Origin of the sequence: Bacillus sp. COPE52, from assembly GCF_003355115.1 — a bacterium.
Taxonomy (GTDB): Bacteria; Bacillota; Bacilli; order Bacillales; family Bacillaceae_G; genus Bacillus_A; species Bacillus_A toyonensis.
In genome coordinates this window covers 741,585-755,168 of record NZ_CP031292.1, presented here as the reverse complement: position 1 = coordinate 755,168, position 13,584 = coordinate 741,585, and the positions used below count along the sequence as shown (strand labels likewise).

Here is a 13,584-nt window from a genome sequence, read left to right as displayed (position 1 = left end):
AGAAAACATAGTCCATAGTCTATCACAAAAGAAATGCCCATTCTATAGCTATTTCCCTTTTCCAATTTCTTCTGAAAAATCAACCTTTCCCCGCATTAACGGGCAGTAAGACTCCCCCCTAATAATTAAGCTAATAACCGGATATCCAGTGGGAATCAAACTGTCCATAAAGGCCCGATTCGTTCAACTAATAATCATATTGGAATAAAATCTTCCAATATGATTAAAGTTACACTTCATTGACTTATAATAGTTAATAAAGTAAAATATTAAATATACAAAATTATTAACCTTGTTTTTGTTTGTGTCAGGAGGAAAATAACATGGAATCAGCGATACAACTAGAAAAAAAACAGCAAAGAAAAAAGAAACATCCTCCAGGTTTATACTTACTCTTCTTTACAGAAATGTGGGAAAGATTTAGTTACTATGGATTACGAGGATTATTAACATTATATTTAACGACAGCTTTAGTAAGCGGTGGTCTTGGGTTTAGTCCCGCATGGGCACTCTCCATTTACGGATTTTATACTGGAGCCTGTTATTTCACACCAATGATTGGTGGATACTTAACAGACCGTTTTCTAGGTAGAAGAAAAGCCATCACAATTGGTGGTATAACGATGGCAATCGGTAACCTTACACTATTTGCCTTGCAAAACCAATTAGGCCTATACCTCGGATTAGCGCTTATTATTATCGGTAATGGATTCTTCAAACCGAATATCTCTACACTGGTTGGAGAATTATACGAAGAGAATGATCCAAAACGTGATAGTGCATTTACCATTTTCTACATGGGTATTAACGTCGGGTCATTTTTAGCTCCACTCGTTTGCGGATTTTTATCAGAAAATTTATTCAAAACAACAGTGGATGGCGTTGTTCATTTCGGATTCCGTTACGGTTTCTTAGCCGCTTCAATCGGAATGATCATTGGACAAATTTTATTTACAACACTATCAAATCGCTTCCTTGGTGATATCGGTAAAAAACCAACTCGCGATTTGCAAACAGCTGCTGGACAACCATCAGTAGGAGATACACCGTTAACAAAAAAAGAAAAACAACGTACCGCAGTTATCGTCATTTTAACGTGCTTCGTTGTCTTCTTCTGGGCTGGTTTTGAACAAGCTGGTAGTTCATTAACATTATATACAAACAAATTTGTAGACCGCTCTGTGTTCGGATGGGAAGTTCCAACATCTTGGTTCCAATCGGTCAATCCATTATTTATTATTTTACTTGCTCCAGTCATTTCAGCATTATGGGCAAAACTTGCAACTCGCAAGCGCGGGGATTTAAAAATCCCAACCAAAATGGGACTTGGTATGATCTTACTCGGTATCGGTTATATCATACTTGTTATCGCTACATTAAAAACAGGTAGTGACGAACATAACATTACGGAAAAAGCAAACTTACTATTTATCGTCTTTACGTATCTTTTCCATACGTTAGGTGAGCTATTCTTATCACCTGTCGGACTATCAATGGTTAGTTCTCTCGCTCCAGTAAAACTTGCTTCTTTACTAATGGGTGTATGGCTAGCAAGTTCAGGTATCGCCAACATTTTAGGCGGACAACTTGCAAGCTTCACAACTTCACTTGGATATGCTGAAGTGTTTACTGTTATCGGCGCTGTAGCCATTGTTTTAGGTTGTGTTTTATTATTAATCTCTAAAAAACTAGTAAAATGGATGGATTAAAAAAAGATGAGGAATTTCTCCTCATCTTTTTTATGCCTTCTTACCTTTTTCTATTGCTTGCTCATACAACTCTTTATGTTCTTTATATTCACTTGGTACGAAACTCTTATAGAAGAATGAGAACCAGCTGTCTCCCTTTTTAAATCCTTCTTCTCGAATTTCCGTTGCTTTTTTATTCGATTTAAATCCTTCAGTAAACCATTTTTTTAATGAGTCATTCTTTTCATACTTGGCAGGAATCTTCAAATCATAGTTTTCAAACGCATACTTATATCCAGCCTTTTCTACTGCCTTTTTTGTAGACTTATAGCCTTTTTCATACGCTGTTTCATATGACTTCACGTATACATCTTTCTCACTATTTCCAGGATTCTTTTCAGCTAGTTCCTTACCAGCCTTTTCCCCTAGTTCAGCTTGCTCTTTTTCAATTTTTTCTGTTCTCTCTTTATTTCCCACTTGGAAACCTTCTGCAAAGATTGGCTTAAACTCTGGAGTAATTTGACTATCGTCCACCGTCTCTTGTGCTAAGCCCTGTTCTTTTCCTTTTTCAAAATGCGTTTTCTTCTGCTCTTCTAAAGACCAAGTAGTAGTATAAGCAGTTGTAAATGCTTGTTTATATGTATCTGATTTTCCAGCTAAATGTACTTGAACATCATTTTTCCCTGCTTTAAAATCAGTCTCTCCATTTTTTTCACCTTCAAGTTGACCTTTCTCCATATCAACTTGGCGCTTTGCTTCCTCTTGCTTACGTGCCTCTTCTGCTTTTCTTTGTTCCTCAGCTACACGTTGTCTCTCTTCTTCAGCTTTACGCTGTGCTTCTACAGCACGTTGTGTTTCAGCTTCAGCATTGCGCTGTGCTTCTGCTTGTCTTTCAGCTTCTACAGCACCATTATTATTTGGGCTAGGAGCTGGACTCGTTACACCACTACTAGAAGCTGGTTTATTGTGATAATGATATTCCCCGTACTGTAATCCCCATTTTTCACAGTTTGTACGACACGTATGTCCACCATTCGCATCTGTACGTCCTGGATGCGCATAAGCTGAAATTGGAGCTACCAATAACGCTACACTTGTTGTTAAAAGAAGTTTCTTCACCTGTTGTCTCACTCTTGTTCCTCCCAAAATCTAGAATTCTAACTTTATTATACATAAATAGAAGGATTTTTAAATGCAAACTAAAATATTCTATTATTTCTCAACAATAGTAAAAAAGAAGGTCAACCCTTTAAAGAGTTGACCTTCTTTTTTATTTCTTCGCCTTTGTTCCTACTAAATCACCAGCTACAACATAACGCTTAGAATTATCTTTTACAGATACACATGTAATAAGCGTTATCTCATCTTTCCCATGATCTTCTACAACTTCCCATTTATCCGGAGTTACTTCAGATACACCAGTAACAGCGTACTCATATTCATTTTCATTATCATATAAATAAATTTTATCGCCTTTTTTCAAAGATGCTATATCACTAAATAAAACACCTTTTTTAGACATGTTATGCCCTGCTAGTGCGTAATTCCCTTTTCCCATTACTTGATTTTCTTTTACTGTCGCTGCACCTGATAACAGGTTTTTCTCAGTAGAAGATTTTAAAACAGGAATTTCTAATGAAACACTTGGAATCGAAATACGACCGATTACTTGTTTTTTATCTAACGATGCATTCGCTACTTCTGCCAAGTCTGGTTGATTAATTTTTGACGCATCTACAAATTCTGTCTCATGCTTTTCATAATCCATCTTTTGAACAGCTTGCACATTTTCAGTCTGTTTCTTTTCAGCCTTATATCCATCATAAAATGGCTTTCCAATTAAAAACCCACCTACAACAAATAGAAGGATTGCTACTATACTATAAATTCTTTGCTTATTCATATACAATTCCTTTCCCTTACAAAATCTTACTCTATATAAAATGATAAAATAATATTGCTATATGTACAAGTATAAGCTGAAAAGAAACCTTCTTGCCGATGCAAGAAGGTTTCTTTTTAAGCAATTTTATTTCGATATAAAGACACGTGAAAAATCGTCATCTGAATAAAGAAGATACTAAATGCAATATATATCGGATATGCAGGAACATATAGAATAATAATTGGAGAAAGAGTTAAAAGCCCAACCGCACAAGGCAACACATACCATAATGACATAAATGTAGTACGACAAGCCTTTTCTGTAATTGCCTTTTCACGCTCATCTTCTTGAGGAAATAATAGTGGAAACATCCAATACGAGAGCTCTTTATATTTTTTCTTTTGAATTTTATAAATAACCGTCGATACAATACCAAATGTTAAAAGTAATCCGAGCGGTATTAAACTTATTGAAACTTCAAATGGTACTCTCTTCGTTTGAATAAAATTAGCGACTTCAATAGTAAAATAATACAACTCAATAAAAGCCCAACCTGCTAATACCATTAAAAGTACATTTAGCATATAAGAAAATACAAGTCTATTCATTCTCTTTCCCCTCCTTATTTAAAACAAACACATCTTCCATCTTTAACTGGAACACATCACAAATCGTAAGTGCCAATAACAACGAAGGAACGTAATCCCCTTTTTCAATTGCAGCAATTGTTTGTCTCGTCACTCCAACCTTTTCTGCTAATACACTTTGCGAAAAATTGAAGCGAGCCCTTAATTCTTTCACTCTATTTAAAATGGTCAATTTTACCACCTCTCACCATTATTGTATGCTATCCTTAACAAAATGTAAACTCAACTTAACATTATTTTTACAAAAAAATCCAACTTTACGTATTGTAAAGTTGGATTACGTGTTAGTTTAAAATTGTAACTTTAACATTTTTTCTGCCCCAATTACTAGATGAAGCTTTATCAGGCATTAAAACATCGATTTTGTGACCTTTAATTGCGCCACCAGTGTCTGCTGCAATTGCTTGTCCATAACCTTCAACATATACAGTAGAACCTAATGGAATAACACTTGGATCTACAGCAATTAATTTCATTCCTGGGTTTGCAGTTAGATTATAGCCTCCCCATGCAGAATAAACTTGTTGTCCTGGCGCATAGCCATTTTCAGCTGGATCTGCTGTATAAGCTGTTGCATGTACATATATTTCTCTTCCACCAGCAGTTGGCTTCGAAGGTTGTGCAGGTTCTACCTTCGAATTATTATTCGCAACAGGTTCAGCTGGTTTATTAGCTTTCTCTTGCTTTTGTTTTTCAGCAATTTCTGCTTGTGCTTTCACTAAAGCTTCTTGCTCAGCCTTTGCAGCCGCTTCTGCTTTCGCACGCTCTTCTGCTGCAATTCTTGCTGCTTCTTGCTCACGGGCAATCGTTTCTTGTACTGCCTTCATATTTGACTCAATTTTAGCTTTTTCTTCTGCTGCTAAATTAAGTTGGCTTGCAATCTGGTTATATTTAGCTTGAACTGCTTGTAAGTTATCTTGACGCTTTTTCAAGTTATCTTGCAAATCAGCTTGCGCTTTTGCTAATTTTTGTTTGTCTACTACTAAAGATGCTTCTTTTTCGTCAATTGTTTTCTTATCTTCTTCAATTTGACGAAGATCTTGTTCTTGTAGACGTAAAATTTCTTTATCAGCTTCTAAAATAGTAGAAACTGCATTCATACGTTGTAAGAAATCTGCAAAGTTTTTTGACTCTACAACAACTTCTACTACTAAACTTGTATTTGAACTGTTTTGAACAGAAACCATACGTTTTCTCATAATATCCTTACGAGCAAGGACTTTATCCTCTAAAACGACAATTTCATTCTTTTTTTGCTCAATCTGCTTATGCGTTTCATCGATTTTACGTTGAATAGCAGCTTGATCCTCTTTATTTTTTGCAATTGTATTATTTAAGTTATGTAGTTCGTTTTCAATACCTTGAATCTCTTTACTAACAGCTTGCTTCTCTTGCTCTTTCTTCTGCATATCTGCATCGTTTTGCTGCAATTGCTGTTGCATGTTGTTAAGTTTCTCGTCGTTTGACTCTGCTTTTACAGCGACTGTACTAGAAAGAACGATAATTCCTGCTAATACTAGACTACTGATTCGCTTAAAATAGTTCATAATCCGACTCCCTTCTTATACAGTTATACATGATTTATTTTACAGTTTGTTTACAATACTATTAAATACAGTTTATTTTTCATGACAAAAAATAGGGAATTATAAATAAAATGTAATAGATTCTTAAATATTTAACAATTCCTATATTTAAAAATTATAAAAGATGCTAAAATCCAAATATAGAGAAAATATAACTTCCAAAGGCGGTTGAAACAAATACATGTTTACTCAAAAGAAATCACTCCAACATAAAATTGATCAATTAGAAGATCGTATAAAAGAATTAGAGGCTGAATTAAAACAAAAAGACATTGAAAAACAAAATATGATTTCTTCTATCCATGACCGTGTGCAAAACGTCATTCAAGAGCATCAACTTGTAAATAACCAGCACCATACACTCCAAAATTTAATTCAGCAATTAAACTCGTGTTTTGAAAATGTTTCAACACGTACAACAAATTCTAATGAATTAAATAGTGAAATGTTACAAAAAGAACAAAGCTTAATTCAGTCTATTGAAGAGATTATTGACTGCTCTAATGAAGGAAAAGAATCTGTTCACCGTTTACTTATTGTAATTAATAAATTAGGTGAACAATCTCAGCGCACATCTAACAGTATGAATCATTTAAGTGAACGCTCAAAAGAAATCGAGCAAATTGTAGAAGTCATTCAAAACATTGCAGCACAAACAAATTTACTTGCGCTAAACGCAAGTATTGAAGCTGCGCGTGCTGGAGAGCACGGTAAAGGTTTCGCAGTTGTTGCCAATGAAGTAAGAAAACTAGCAGAAAGTACGGCAGAGAGTACAAAAAATATCGGCAACTTAACGAAAAAAATTCAAGAAGAAATTGAAAAAGCATACGAAAATACAAAAGATAATTTACATTTAGTTGATGAAGGTGTAGAAATGAGTGCCGATACAAACGCTAGAATCGAAAATATTTTAATTATGATTCAAACGTTACAAAATGGTGCTACAAACGTTATTCAAGCAATTGAAAACCAAAAATCTTGTAATGATGATATATTAAGAGAATTTGCAAACACACAACAAATGTTCCAAAAATTAAATACTACTATTATGAACCATATTCATGATGCTGAAAAAGTCGATGTTCAATTGACTAATGGTCTTCAAGAAACAGTATCTTCTCATTAACAATAAGAACCCCTTATATCGCTATAAGGGGTTTTTATTATATTTCGAATATTTATTTCTTCTCAATCTTCATCTATATCTTTGTTATAATGGAAAAGTTGTTTCTTTAAATTAATTTACAAGGAGGATGTTATGGAACAATTTTACTACATTTTAAAATACTTAATTCTTGGTCTGTTCCAAGGACTAACAGAACCAATTCCGATTTCTTCAAGTGGTCACCTCGTTTTAGCACAACATTTGCTAGGACTAAAAATAGAAGGATTTAGCTTTGAACTACTTGTTAATTCAGCTTCATTACTAGCTGTATTACTTATTTATAGAAATGATTTAATTCGTCTAACAAAGAATGGTCTATCTTATATATTTACAAGAGCAGAAGATGCAAAATCAGATTTCTTCTTCATTATTTACCTTGTAATTGCAACTATTCCAGCAGGTGTAATTGGCGTTTTATTTAAAGATTATATCGACCAGTACTTAAAAGGCGTGAAAATGGTTGGGATTTCCCTTCTTATTACCGCTGTCGGTCTTTGGATTATTAGAAACTTACGCGGGCGTAAAAATGATGGTGACCTTTCTATGAAAGATGCAATCATTATCGGATTAGCTCAAGCTTGTGCACTTATCCCTGGAATTAGCCGATCTGGCGCTACAATTGTAGCAGCGATGTTACTCGGTATGAAGCAAGAGACCGCTCTTCGCTTCTCATTCTTACTATATATTCCTGTTAGCTTAGGTGGGTTATTGCTAAGTATTACAGATATTGCTAAAGATCCTAATTTAGACACATTATTCGTACCATATATCGTTGCGTTTATAGCAACATTTATCATGACATATATTTCATTAAAATGGTTTATGAACATTATGGCAAAAGGAAATTTAAAATATTTCTCTTTCTATTGTATTATCGTAGGGGTACTTACTATCATTTTCTTATAAAGTAAACTTACAAATTTAAAGCGAGTCATTCTACTACACTAAGATGGCTCGCTTTTTTATACTTCTATTAAGTTGAAGTGCCTTATTTACTTTAAATTTTCAGAATAGTATATTATTAATTATGTTCCTACTAATAAAAATCCGTCTTCTTTACTACTATTATAAAAGAGGTGTTCCTATGTTTATTGTTACTAAACTAATTCATATTAAATATGGCTATGAGAATGATTTACTATATTCACTTAAACAATATTATCCATCAACTGGAACAAATGGTTTTATTAACATAGAATTTTCACATATGCATCGTACAGATGATGGAGCAAAATATATGGTCCGTATGTTATGGAAAACACAACAAGATTACCATGCGTGGCTTTCTCAAAGAAACGAAAATGAAACTTGGAAGCACAAAATGCAAAACTATATCCTTTCTTCCACATCCAATGCTACTTATATGCATTAAACTTCACTCGATATTCCTAAGGAGCTTTTCCTAATATAAAATGATAAAACCCTCTTACCTTTTCTCATCCAGTAAGAGGGCTTCCCTTATTTATAAACTTTCTTTTCTTGACAATACAAACGAATAACATGTTTATTTTGTTGAAATACATCATGCGTTAGGCGGATAATAATAAAATTTCGTTTTGTTTGATCATCATGAACAAAAACCTGTTCTCCCTCTTGAAAACGCCACACACTTTCAAAAGTTGTAATATGATCCCCACTTACAGAAAAAAGCTCATATCGCATATCTTGTACCCTCTCTCAACTTATAATAATCACAATATCCTTATATTAAATTTAGTATAACTTAATTCCATTAAAATTTATAATTTTTTCTATTTCAAAATATTTTAATTTTGTTTTAAGGTTCTTTTAACGTTATAATGATAAACGAATTTTCATTGAAAGGAGCCTCATTTTGACTGCATATTTATTTCCAGTAAAAACAGCATTTATTTTATTTCCTTTTTTAGCAATGTTTCTCTTAATACCTTTTTTAATATTTAACTACCGAAAGTATGGTTATTTAAATAAATGGCGTTCATTTATTTTGTACTCATTATTACTTTACTTATTAAATGCCTATTTTCTTGTGATTTTGCCGTTACCACAAACATATGATACTTGTAGCCTACAACCGGCTAATACACAGCACATGCAACTATCACCATTTTATTTCATACAAGAAATTAGTAATCATACTTCGGCAATTTTAACGAAACCAGCTACTTATTTCTATCTATTAAAAGAATCTGCGTTCTTACAAGTAGCATTTAACGTTCTATTAACCGTTCCATTCGGTGTTTATTTACGTTATTATTTCCGACGTAGTTTCTTACAAACAGTTTGTATTTCTTTTTGTCTTTCACTATTTTTCGAACTGACACAGGTAACTGGACTATACGGTATATACAATTGTGCATATCGCTTATTCGATATCGATGATCTATTTTTAAACACATTAGGCGGCGTAATTGGTTTTATCATTGCACCAATATTTACGTACTTCCTTCCGAAAACAAGCGAATTAGATAGTCATATTGATTTAGAAACGAAACCAGTTGGATTCGTTCGTCGTCTTATCGCTATGCAAATTGATTGGCTGTTCTTATCTATCGTCGTTCCTGTCATTAAAAATAAAGGAAACTCTCTATTTATTTCTAATATCCAATCTTACACAAATGTATACGAACTCCTTTTCATTACATGTTCAATCTTTATTTACTTTATTATCATTCCATACTTTACAAATGGAAGAACGATAGGAAAAGCGTTGCTTCGTATTTACATTAAAGGAAAATCAGATCGTATTACGATGAAGGAACTATTCATCCGTTACGGTATATTCTATTTCGTTTTAGGTGGAATCAACTATATTCTTTCTAGTAGCTCTATCTTAAATTTTACAGAGCCTTTAGTATTACTAGTTATACTGTTATTCCAATTCGTAATTAACGGCATATTTATTATTCATGTTTTCTTACATGTATTTAGCCGTGATAAGTTACTATTCTACGAGCATATTAGTCAAACAAGAAATGCGATTATACTAAAAAAAGCTGACAAGTAATATTTTGTCAGCTTTTTTTCATAATCGTAAATAACTTTTCTGTATAAGGGTTTAAAAACATTCCTGTTTCATCTAGCGACTTCCTCATTTTTAGAAACGAATGCAATTCTGGATATATGTTTTGTAACTTTTCGTATGTTAACGTATGCATTTTCCCCCAATGTGGACGACCTTCATATTTCAGAAAAATTTTCTCCACTTCACCAAAATAAGCGGCATACTTCATGCCTTTATACATATGAACGGCGATATATGCCGAGTCCCTTCCATACGCTGGACTAAGCCATATATCATCACCTTTCACGTAGCGACATTCAATCGGGAAGTGCACCTTATACTTTTTCTTTTCAATAAGACTTGAAATTTCTTCTACAACAGCTCTCATATGCTTTGAAGGGACACTGTACTCCATTTCATAAAATGGAACCGTACGTGATGTAGCGAACACTTCATAGCTTGGGCCAATTATTTTTGTGTTTGGTGCAGCCTTAGCTGATAATCGACTTACTCCTTTACTTATGGAAGGAAACCATTTGCACCCTTTAGATAACAAAGAGAACATCCTATTTTCAAGTAACTCCACCTTTAGTTTATGCCATTTTAAATCAGTTCCTTTACTCGTTGTTTCATTTGTAAACTTCACCTGTACTTCATTTGAATAAGGAAAAACAAAAAACTCAAAATGACGATTCTTCTTATATTCTTCTAGCTTGTTCATTACAGTAGATAGTGACTGTTTTTCGCTTTCATAAACGAGCGAATATGATGGGATAATCTTTAATTTTATCTTTACGATGATACCTAGCATTCCAAGCGATAACTGAAATGCTTTCCAATATTCGACGTTCTCGGTTTCTGAACAAACTATACTCTCACCTGTTGATAAAACTGTCGTAATCTCTATAACTTGTGTTGATAAACTCCCAAAGTTAACACCCGTCCCATGCGTCCCCGTACTAATTGCTCCTGCAATAGATTGTGAATCAATATCCCCTAAATTTTCTTGTGCATAACCTTTTTCTTCAAGTAACTTCCCTAGGTCATGTAGCTTTGTTCCTGCCCATACTTCGGCAACCATCTTCTCCGCATCAATATTCACAATGCCCTTCAATTCATCTAAAGAAACTAAAATTTCTTCTGTTTGCACGAGAGGCGTAAACGAATGCCCTGAACCGACAACACGAATTTTCTTCCCTTTTTTTTGTGCAAGTTCTACAACTTCTACTACATCTTGTATAGTTTCTGGATACATCGTATAATGCGGCGTTCCTTCTACATTCCCTGTCCAATTTCTCCATTTTTTCCCCTCTATAGAAAGCATTGGCCATCCCCCCGATATGTTGAATACTCCCCAATAATCTTCCCTTGTTTCACACGATACAGAATTGGAAAACGCTCACATAATTCTCCAGCTTTACTATGACGAAACAATATAGAATCTCCTATATTCACTCGCTCCTCACCGTTATAATGAACGGGAGTTTGTACTTCACCAGCACCTTCTAAATCTAATAGTTTTGCACCATCTGGTCTCCAAACCTCAGGCTCTTTATCTTTACCAACTGCGCCTGAAGCAATATATCCACCACCTAGGCAAGTATAGATAAACGGAGCTGGTTTACGTACAACTGGTAAAGCAAATCCGACAGCTGGATGAAATTGTACTTCTTTATAATAGTCAAACAGTCTAGGGGCATAAAAAGCAGAACCTACTGTAATCTCTGAAACTGAGTTATCTTGCTCAGTTGTTTTTATACTTCCTGTTCCACCCCCATTTACAAACCTAAGTTCAATACCAAGGTTTTGTATTTCTTTCACGATACGTCCTCTTCTTTCTTTAACTTCTAACACTGATTTCTTCTTTAAATAAGAAATTACTTTACTTTTTATCCATTGATTCGGTATATAATCTCCGACCCCAGCAATTTGAGCTTCATATCCCATTACACCATCTAGTATTAAAAATGATGAGTCCTTCACTTTTTCTACTATTTCCAGAGCGCTCCGCACATCTTTTACCGGGGATCTTTTTACACCAAAATGAAATTGAAAAAAACGGTTACTCATATCAATATCCAAACAAACACGAAAACACCCTTTAGACTTCTCAGCAATTTTTTCTAAATAAACAATATGGTCTTCACAGTCCACCATACAAGTTATAATAAGCCCTTTCTTTGTTAGCAAACTAATTTCATATAAAGCCCTGTCATCATAAGCTGGATATCCTAATAATAAATCATTAAATCCTTGTTCAATTAAAAACAAAGCCTCTCTAGGTGAAAAACACATAATACCTTGAAATCGGTTGTTTGCAGCTAAAATCCGTTTCATAATTGGAACGGATCGTAATGATTTACTCGCTATTCGAATCTTTTTATCGCCACTTAGTTCAATAACCGATTGAATATTTCTTTCTAAAGCTACTTCATCTAAAAATGCACACGGTAATGGAACTTCTTTAAAAATTCCTCGATCCACATTTTTCGCTCCTCTTCTATATATGTCTTATACATATTGGAAAGAAAGAGTGATTTTCCTGTTTGCAAATAAAAAAAGTTTCTTCTTTACGAAGAAACTTTTTTGACTACTTCATAGAAATAGTAGCCTCTACTGGATAATGATCAGAGTAATCATTATACGTATATTTTTTAAACCATGATGTAACAGTCCATTGTGGAGATTTCGGCTGTAACACTTTATTTTCTATATGCGATGGGTTTGCATGATCTTTACTTGCAATAATATAATCTAAATACTCGGCAGGGCTATCGGGGAAATTGTATTTCGCAATACTGTTTGTCGTCGCATCCCAAGTCGCTGTATGTCCAGTATAAGATGGAATAGAAGCATGTAATGTTTTAAACATAGATGCATACTCTGAATTACTATTATTCTCAGCGTTTATTTTATTTACGTTCATATCTCCACCAATTAACACATACTCGTTATTTGGTATATTTTTATTTTTAATAAAATCTTGAATTTCTTGTAGCTGTTTTGTACGTACAGATGCAGGTGAAGTTTTTCCACACATACTATCTTCAGCTTGTAAATGAGTCCCAATTACATGAACAAAACTATCATTTTTCTTAATTTTCGTGTATACAAATCCTTTATTTGATAAATTATCTGGTCCGCAGCCTTTTTCGAATACATATTGAATTTTTTCAACGATTGGCCATTTACTCACAATCGCAACGCCCCCATCTTCAGGAGTCGAAGATGAATAGTTCCCTAATGTTTTATCCCATTCGTTTCCACTACTACGACCTAATACCGCCGTTTGATTTGGATATTCTCTCTTCAAATTTCCTAACAAACGATCTGAGGCGCTATTATCAAACACTTCATTTAATATAACAACGTCCTGATTCTTTATATAATCTGCCGCTCCAATTAAATCAGCACGCTCACTTTGTCCCCAATTCGGATATAAGTTTGTTGATAGCATGTACACGTTATGCGTCATTACTTTTAATGTATTATTTTGATTTGTAGGCGTTTCTGCTTGAGCTGAAGATCCGCTATATAAAGCTCCTAAACCAATTCCAAAGCTAAGTACACCTTTTAGCAATTTACTTTTCATGTTTCATACCTCCATGTGTGTAGTGATAAAAAGGCCAA

At 34.0% G+C, this 13,584-nt stretch carries 14 protein-coding genes; 5 read left to right on the top strand and 9 right to left on the bottom strand.

What is annotated here, in order from left to right:
• The first annotated feature begins 323 nt into the window (after positions 1 to 323).
• On the top strand, positions 324 to 1,709 hold the full coding sequence (locus DPQ31_RS03660) for a peptide MFS transporter (protein WP_000443137.1): 1,386 nt from the start codon (positions 324 to 326) through the stop codon (positions 1,707 to 1,709).
• 30 nt (positions 1,710 to 1,739) lie between these two features.
• Here DPQ31_RS03660 and DPQ31_RS03655 read toward each other — a convergent pair whose 3' ends face one another.
• The 5 genes from DPQ31_RS03655 to DPQ31_RS03635 all read right to left on the bottom strand — a co-directional run bounded on the left by DPQ31_RS03655 (position 1,740) and on the right by DPQ31_RS03635 (position 5,767).
• Positions 1,740 to 2,819 (bottom strand): YHYH domain-containing protein, encoded by a 1,080-nt coding sequence (locus tag DPQ31_RS03655; protein ID WP_208731556.1) that lies wholly within the window; start codon positions 2,817 to 2,819, stop codon positions 1,740 to 1,742.
• Between the two features lie 139 nt (positions 2,820 to 2,958).
• Entirely contained in the window at positions 2,959 to 3,591 is a 633-nt protein-coding gene (locus tag DPQ31_RS03650; RefSeq protein ID WP_001041710.1) for a class A sortase, read from the bottom strand.
• A 116-nt stretch (positions 3,592 to 3,707) separates the two neighbouring features.
• On the bottom strand, positions 3,708 to 4,181 hold the full coding sequence (locus DPQ31_RS03645; protein ID WP_097959051.1) for a DUF2178 domain-containing protein: 474 nt from the start codon (positions 4,179 to 4,181) through the stop codon (positions 3,708 to 3,710).
• A complete protein-coding gene (locus DPQ31_RS03640) occupies positions 4,174 to 4,392 on the bottom strand; it encodes a helix-turn-helix transcriptional regulator (RefSeq protein WP_141559842.1) in 219 nt (72 codons plus the stop codon). The genes DPQ31_RS03645 and DPQ31_RS03640 overlap by 8 nt, the downstream gene beginning before the upstream one ends.
• A gap of 112 nt (positions 4,393 to 4,504) precedes the next feature.
• Positions 4,505 to 5,767 (bottom strand): 3D domain-containing protein, encoded by a 1,263-nt coding sequence (locus tag DPQ31_RS03635; protein ID WP_097959050.1) that lies wholly within the window; start codon positions 5,765 to 5,767, stop codon positions 4,505 to 4,507.
• A gap of 220 nt (positions 5,768 to 5,987) precedes the next feature.
• Between DPQ31_RS03635 and DPQ31_RS03630 the strand changes: the two genes are divergently transcribed.
• From DPQ31_RS03630 to DPQ31_RS03620, 3 genes are all read left to right on the top strand, one after another.
• Complete coding sequence (locus DPQ31_RS03630; protein WP_000495004.1) at positions 5,988 to 6,932, top strand: methyl-accepting chemotaxis protein; 945 nt, start codon at positions 5,988 to 5,990, stop codon at positions 6,930 to 6,932.
• A gap of 132 nt (positions 6,933 to 7,064) precedes the next feature.
• Positions 7,065 to 7,877: an undecaprenyl-diphosphate phosphatase gene (locus tag DPQ31_RS03625; RefSeq protein WP_000434781.1), complete on the top strand. Its 813-nt coding sequence runs from the start codon at positions 7,065 to 7,067 to the stop codon at positions 7,875 to 7,877.
• 178 nt (positions 7,878 to 8,055) lie between these two features.
• Positions 8,056 to 8,343 (top strand): antibiotic biosynthesis monooxygenase, encoded by a 288-nt coding sequence (locus DPQ31_RS03620; protein WP_000471244.1) that lies wholly within the window; start codon positions 8,056 to 8,058, stop codon positions 8,341 to 8,343.
• A gap of 86 nt (positions 8,344 to 8,429) precedes the next feature.
• Here DPQ31_RS03620 and DPQ31_RS03615 read toward each other — a convergent pair whose 3' ends face one another.
• Entirely contained in the window at positions 8,430 to 8,633 is a 204-nt protein-coding gene (locus DPQ31_RS03615) for a hypothetical protein (RefSeq protein WP_001268335.1), read from the bottom strand.
• A 172-nt stretch (positions 8,634 to 8,805) separates the two neighbouring features.
• Here DPQ31_RS03615 and DPQ31_RS03610 point away from each other — a divergent pair, with 172 nt between their 5' ends.
• Positions 8,806 to 9,957 (top strand): VanZ family protein, encoded by a 1,152-nt coding sequence (locus DPQ31_RS03610; RefSeq protein ID WP_000128033.1) that lies wholly within the window; start codon positions 8,806 to 8,808, stop codon positions 9,955 to 9,957.
• A gap of 7 nt (positions 9,958 to 9,964) precedes the next feature.
• On the opposite strand, the gene DPQ31_RS03605 is transcribed toward DPQ31_RS03610, so the two are convergent.
• The 3 genes from DPQ31_RS03605 to sph all read right to left on the bottom strand — a co-directional run bounded on the left by DPQ31_RS03605 (position 9,965) and on the right by sph (position 13,546).
• Entirely contained in the window at positions 9,965 to 11,278 is a 1,314-nt protein-coding gene (locus tag DPQ31_RS03605) for a D-arabinono-1,4-lactone oxidase (RefSeq protein ID WP_000948669.1), read from the bottom strand.
• The gene (locus DPQ31_RS03600; RefSeq protein ID WP_208731555.1) at positions 11,266 to 12,438 is read right to left on the bottom strand and encodes an amino acid deaminase/aldolase; all 1,173 of its coding nucleotides are present in this window, start codon (positions 12,436 to 12,438) and stop codon (positions 11,266 to 11,268) included. Before DPQ31_RS03600 ends, DPQ31_RS03605 begins: the two co-directional genes overlap by 13 nt.
• Before the next feature lie 106 nt (positions 12,439 to 12,544).
• Complete coding sequence (gene sph / locus DPQ31_RS03595; RefSeq protein ID WP_208731554.1) at positions 12,545 to 13,546, bottom strand: sphingomyelinase C; 1,002 nt, start codon at positions 13,544 to 13,546, stop codon at positions 12,545 to 12,547.
• Positions 13,547 to 13,584: the final 38 nt, after the last annotated feature.

Bases quoted from the DNA above. Each gene is read 5' to 3' on its own strand.
- DPQ31_RS03660 (WP_000443137.1), top strand. From the start codon at position 324: ATGGAATCAGCGATACAACTAGAAAAAAAACAGCAAAGAAAAAAGAAA.
- DPQ31_RS03650 (WP_001041710.1), bottom strand. From the start codon at position 3,591: ATGAATAAGCAAAGAATTTATAGTATAGTAGCAATCCTTCTATTTGTT.
- DPQ31_RS03645 (WP_097959051.1), bottom strand. From the start codon at position 4,181: ATGAATAGACTTGTATTTTCTTATATGCTAAATGTACTTTTAATGGTA.
- DPQ31_RS03635 (WP_097959050.1), bottom strand. From the start codon at position 5,767: ATGAACTATTTTAAGCGAATCAGTAGTCTAGTATTAGCAGGAATTATC.
- DPQ31_RS03630 (WP_000495004.1), top strand. From the start codon at position 5,988: ATGTTTACTCAAAAGAAATCACTCCAACATAAAATTGATCAATTAGAA.
- DPQ31_RS03625 (WP_000434781.1), top strand. From the start codon at position 7,065: ATGGAACAATTTTACTACATTTTAAAATACTTAATTCTTGGTCTGTTC.
- DPQ31_RS03620 (WP_000471244.1), top strand. From the start codon at position 8,056: ATGTTTATTGTTACTAAACTAATTCATATTAAATATGGCTATGAGAAT.
- DPQ31_RS03615 (WP_001268335.1), bottom strand. From the start codon at position 8,633: ATGCGATATGAGCTTTTTTCTGTAAGTGGGGATCATATTACAACTTTT.
- DPQ31_RS03605 (WP_000948669.1), bottom strand. From the start codon at position 11,278: ATGCTTTCTATAGAGGGGAAAAAATGGAGAAATTGGACAGGGAATGTA.
- sph (WP_208731554.1), bottom strand. From the start codon at position 13,546: ATGAAAAGTAAATTGCTAAAAGGTGTACTTAGCTTTGGAATTGGTTTA.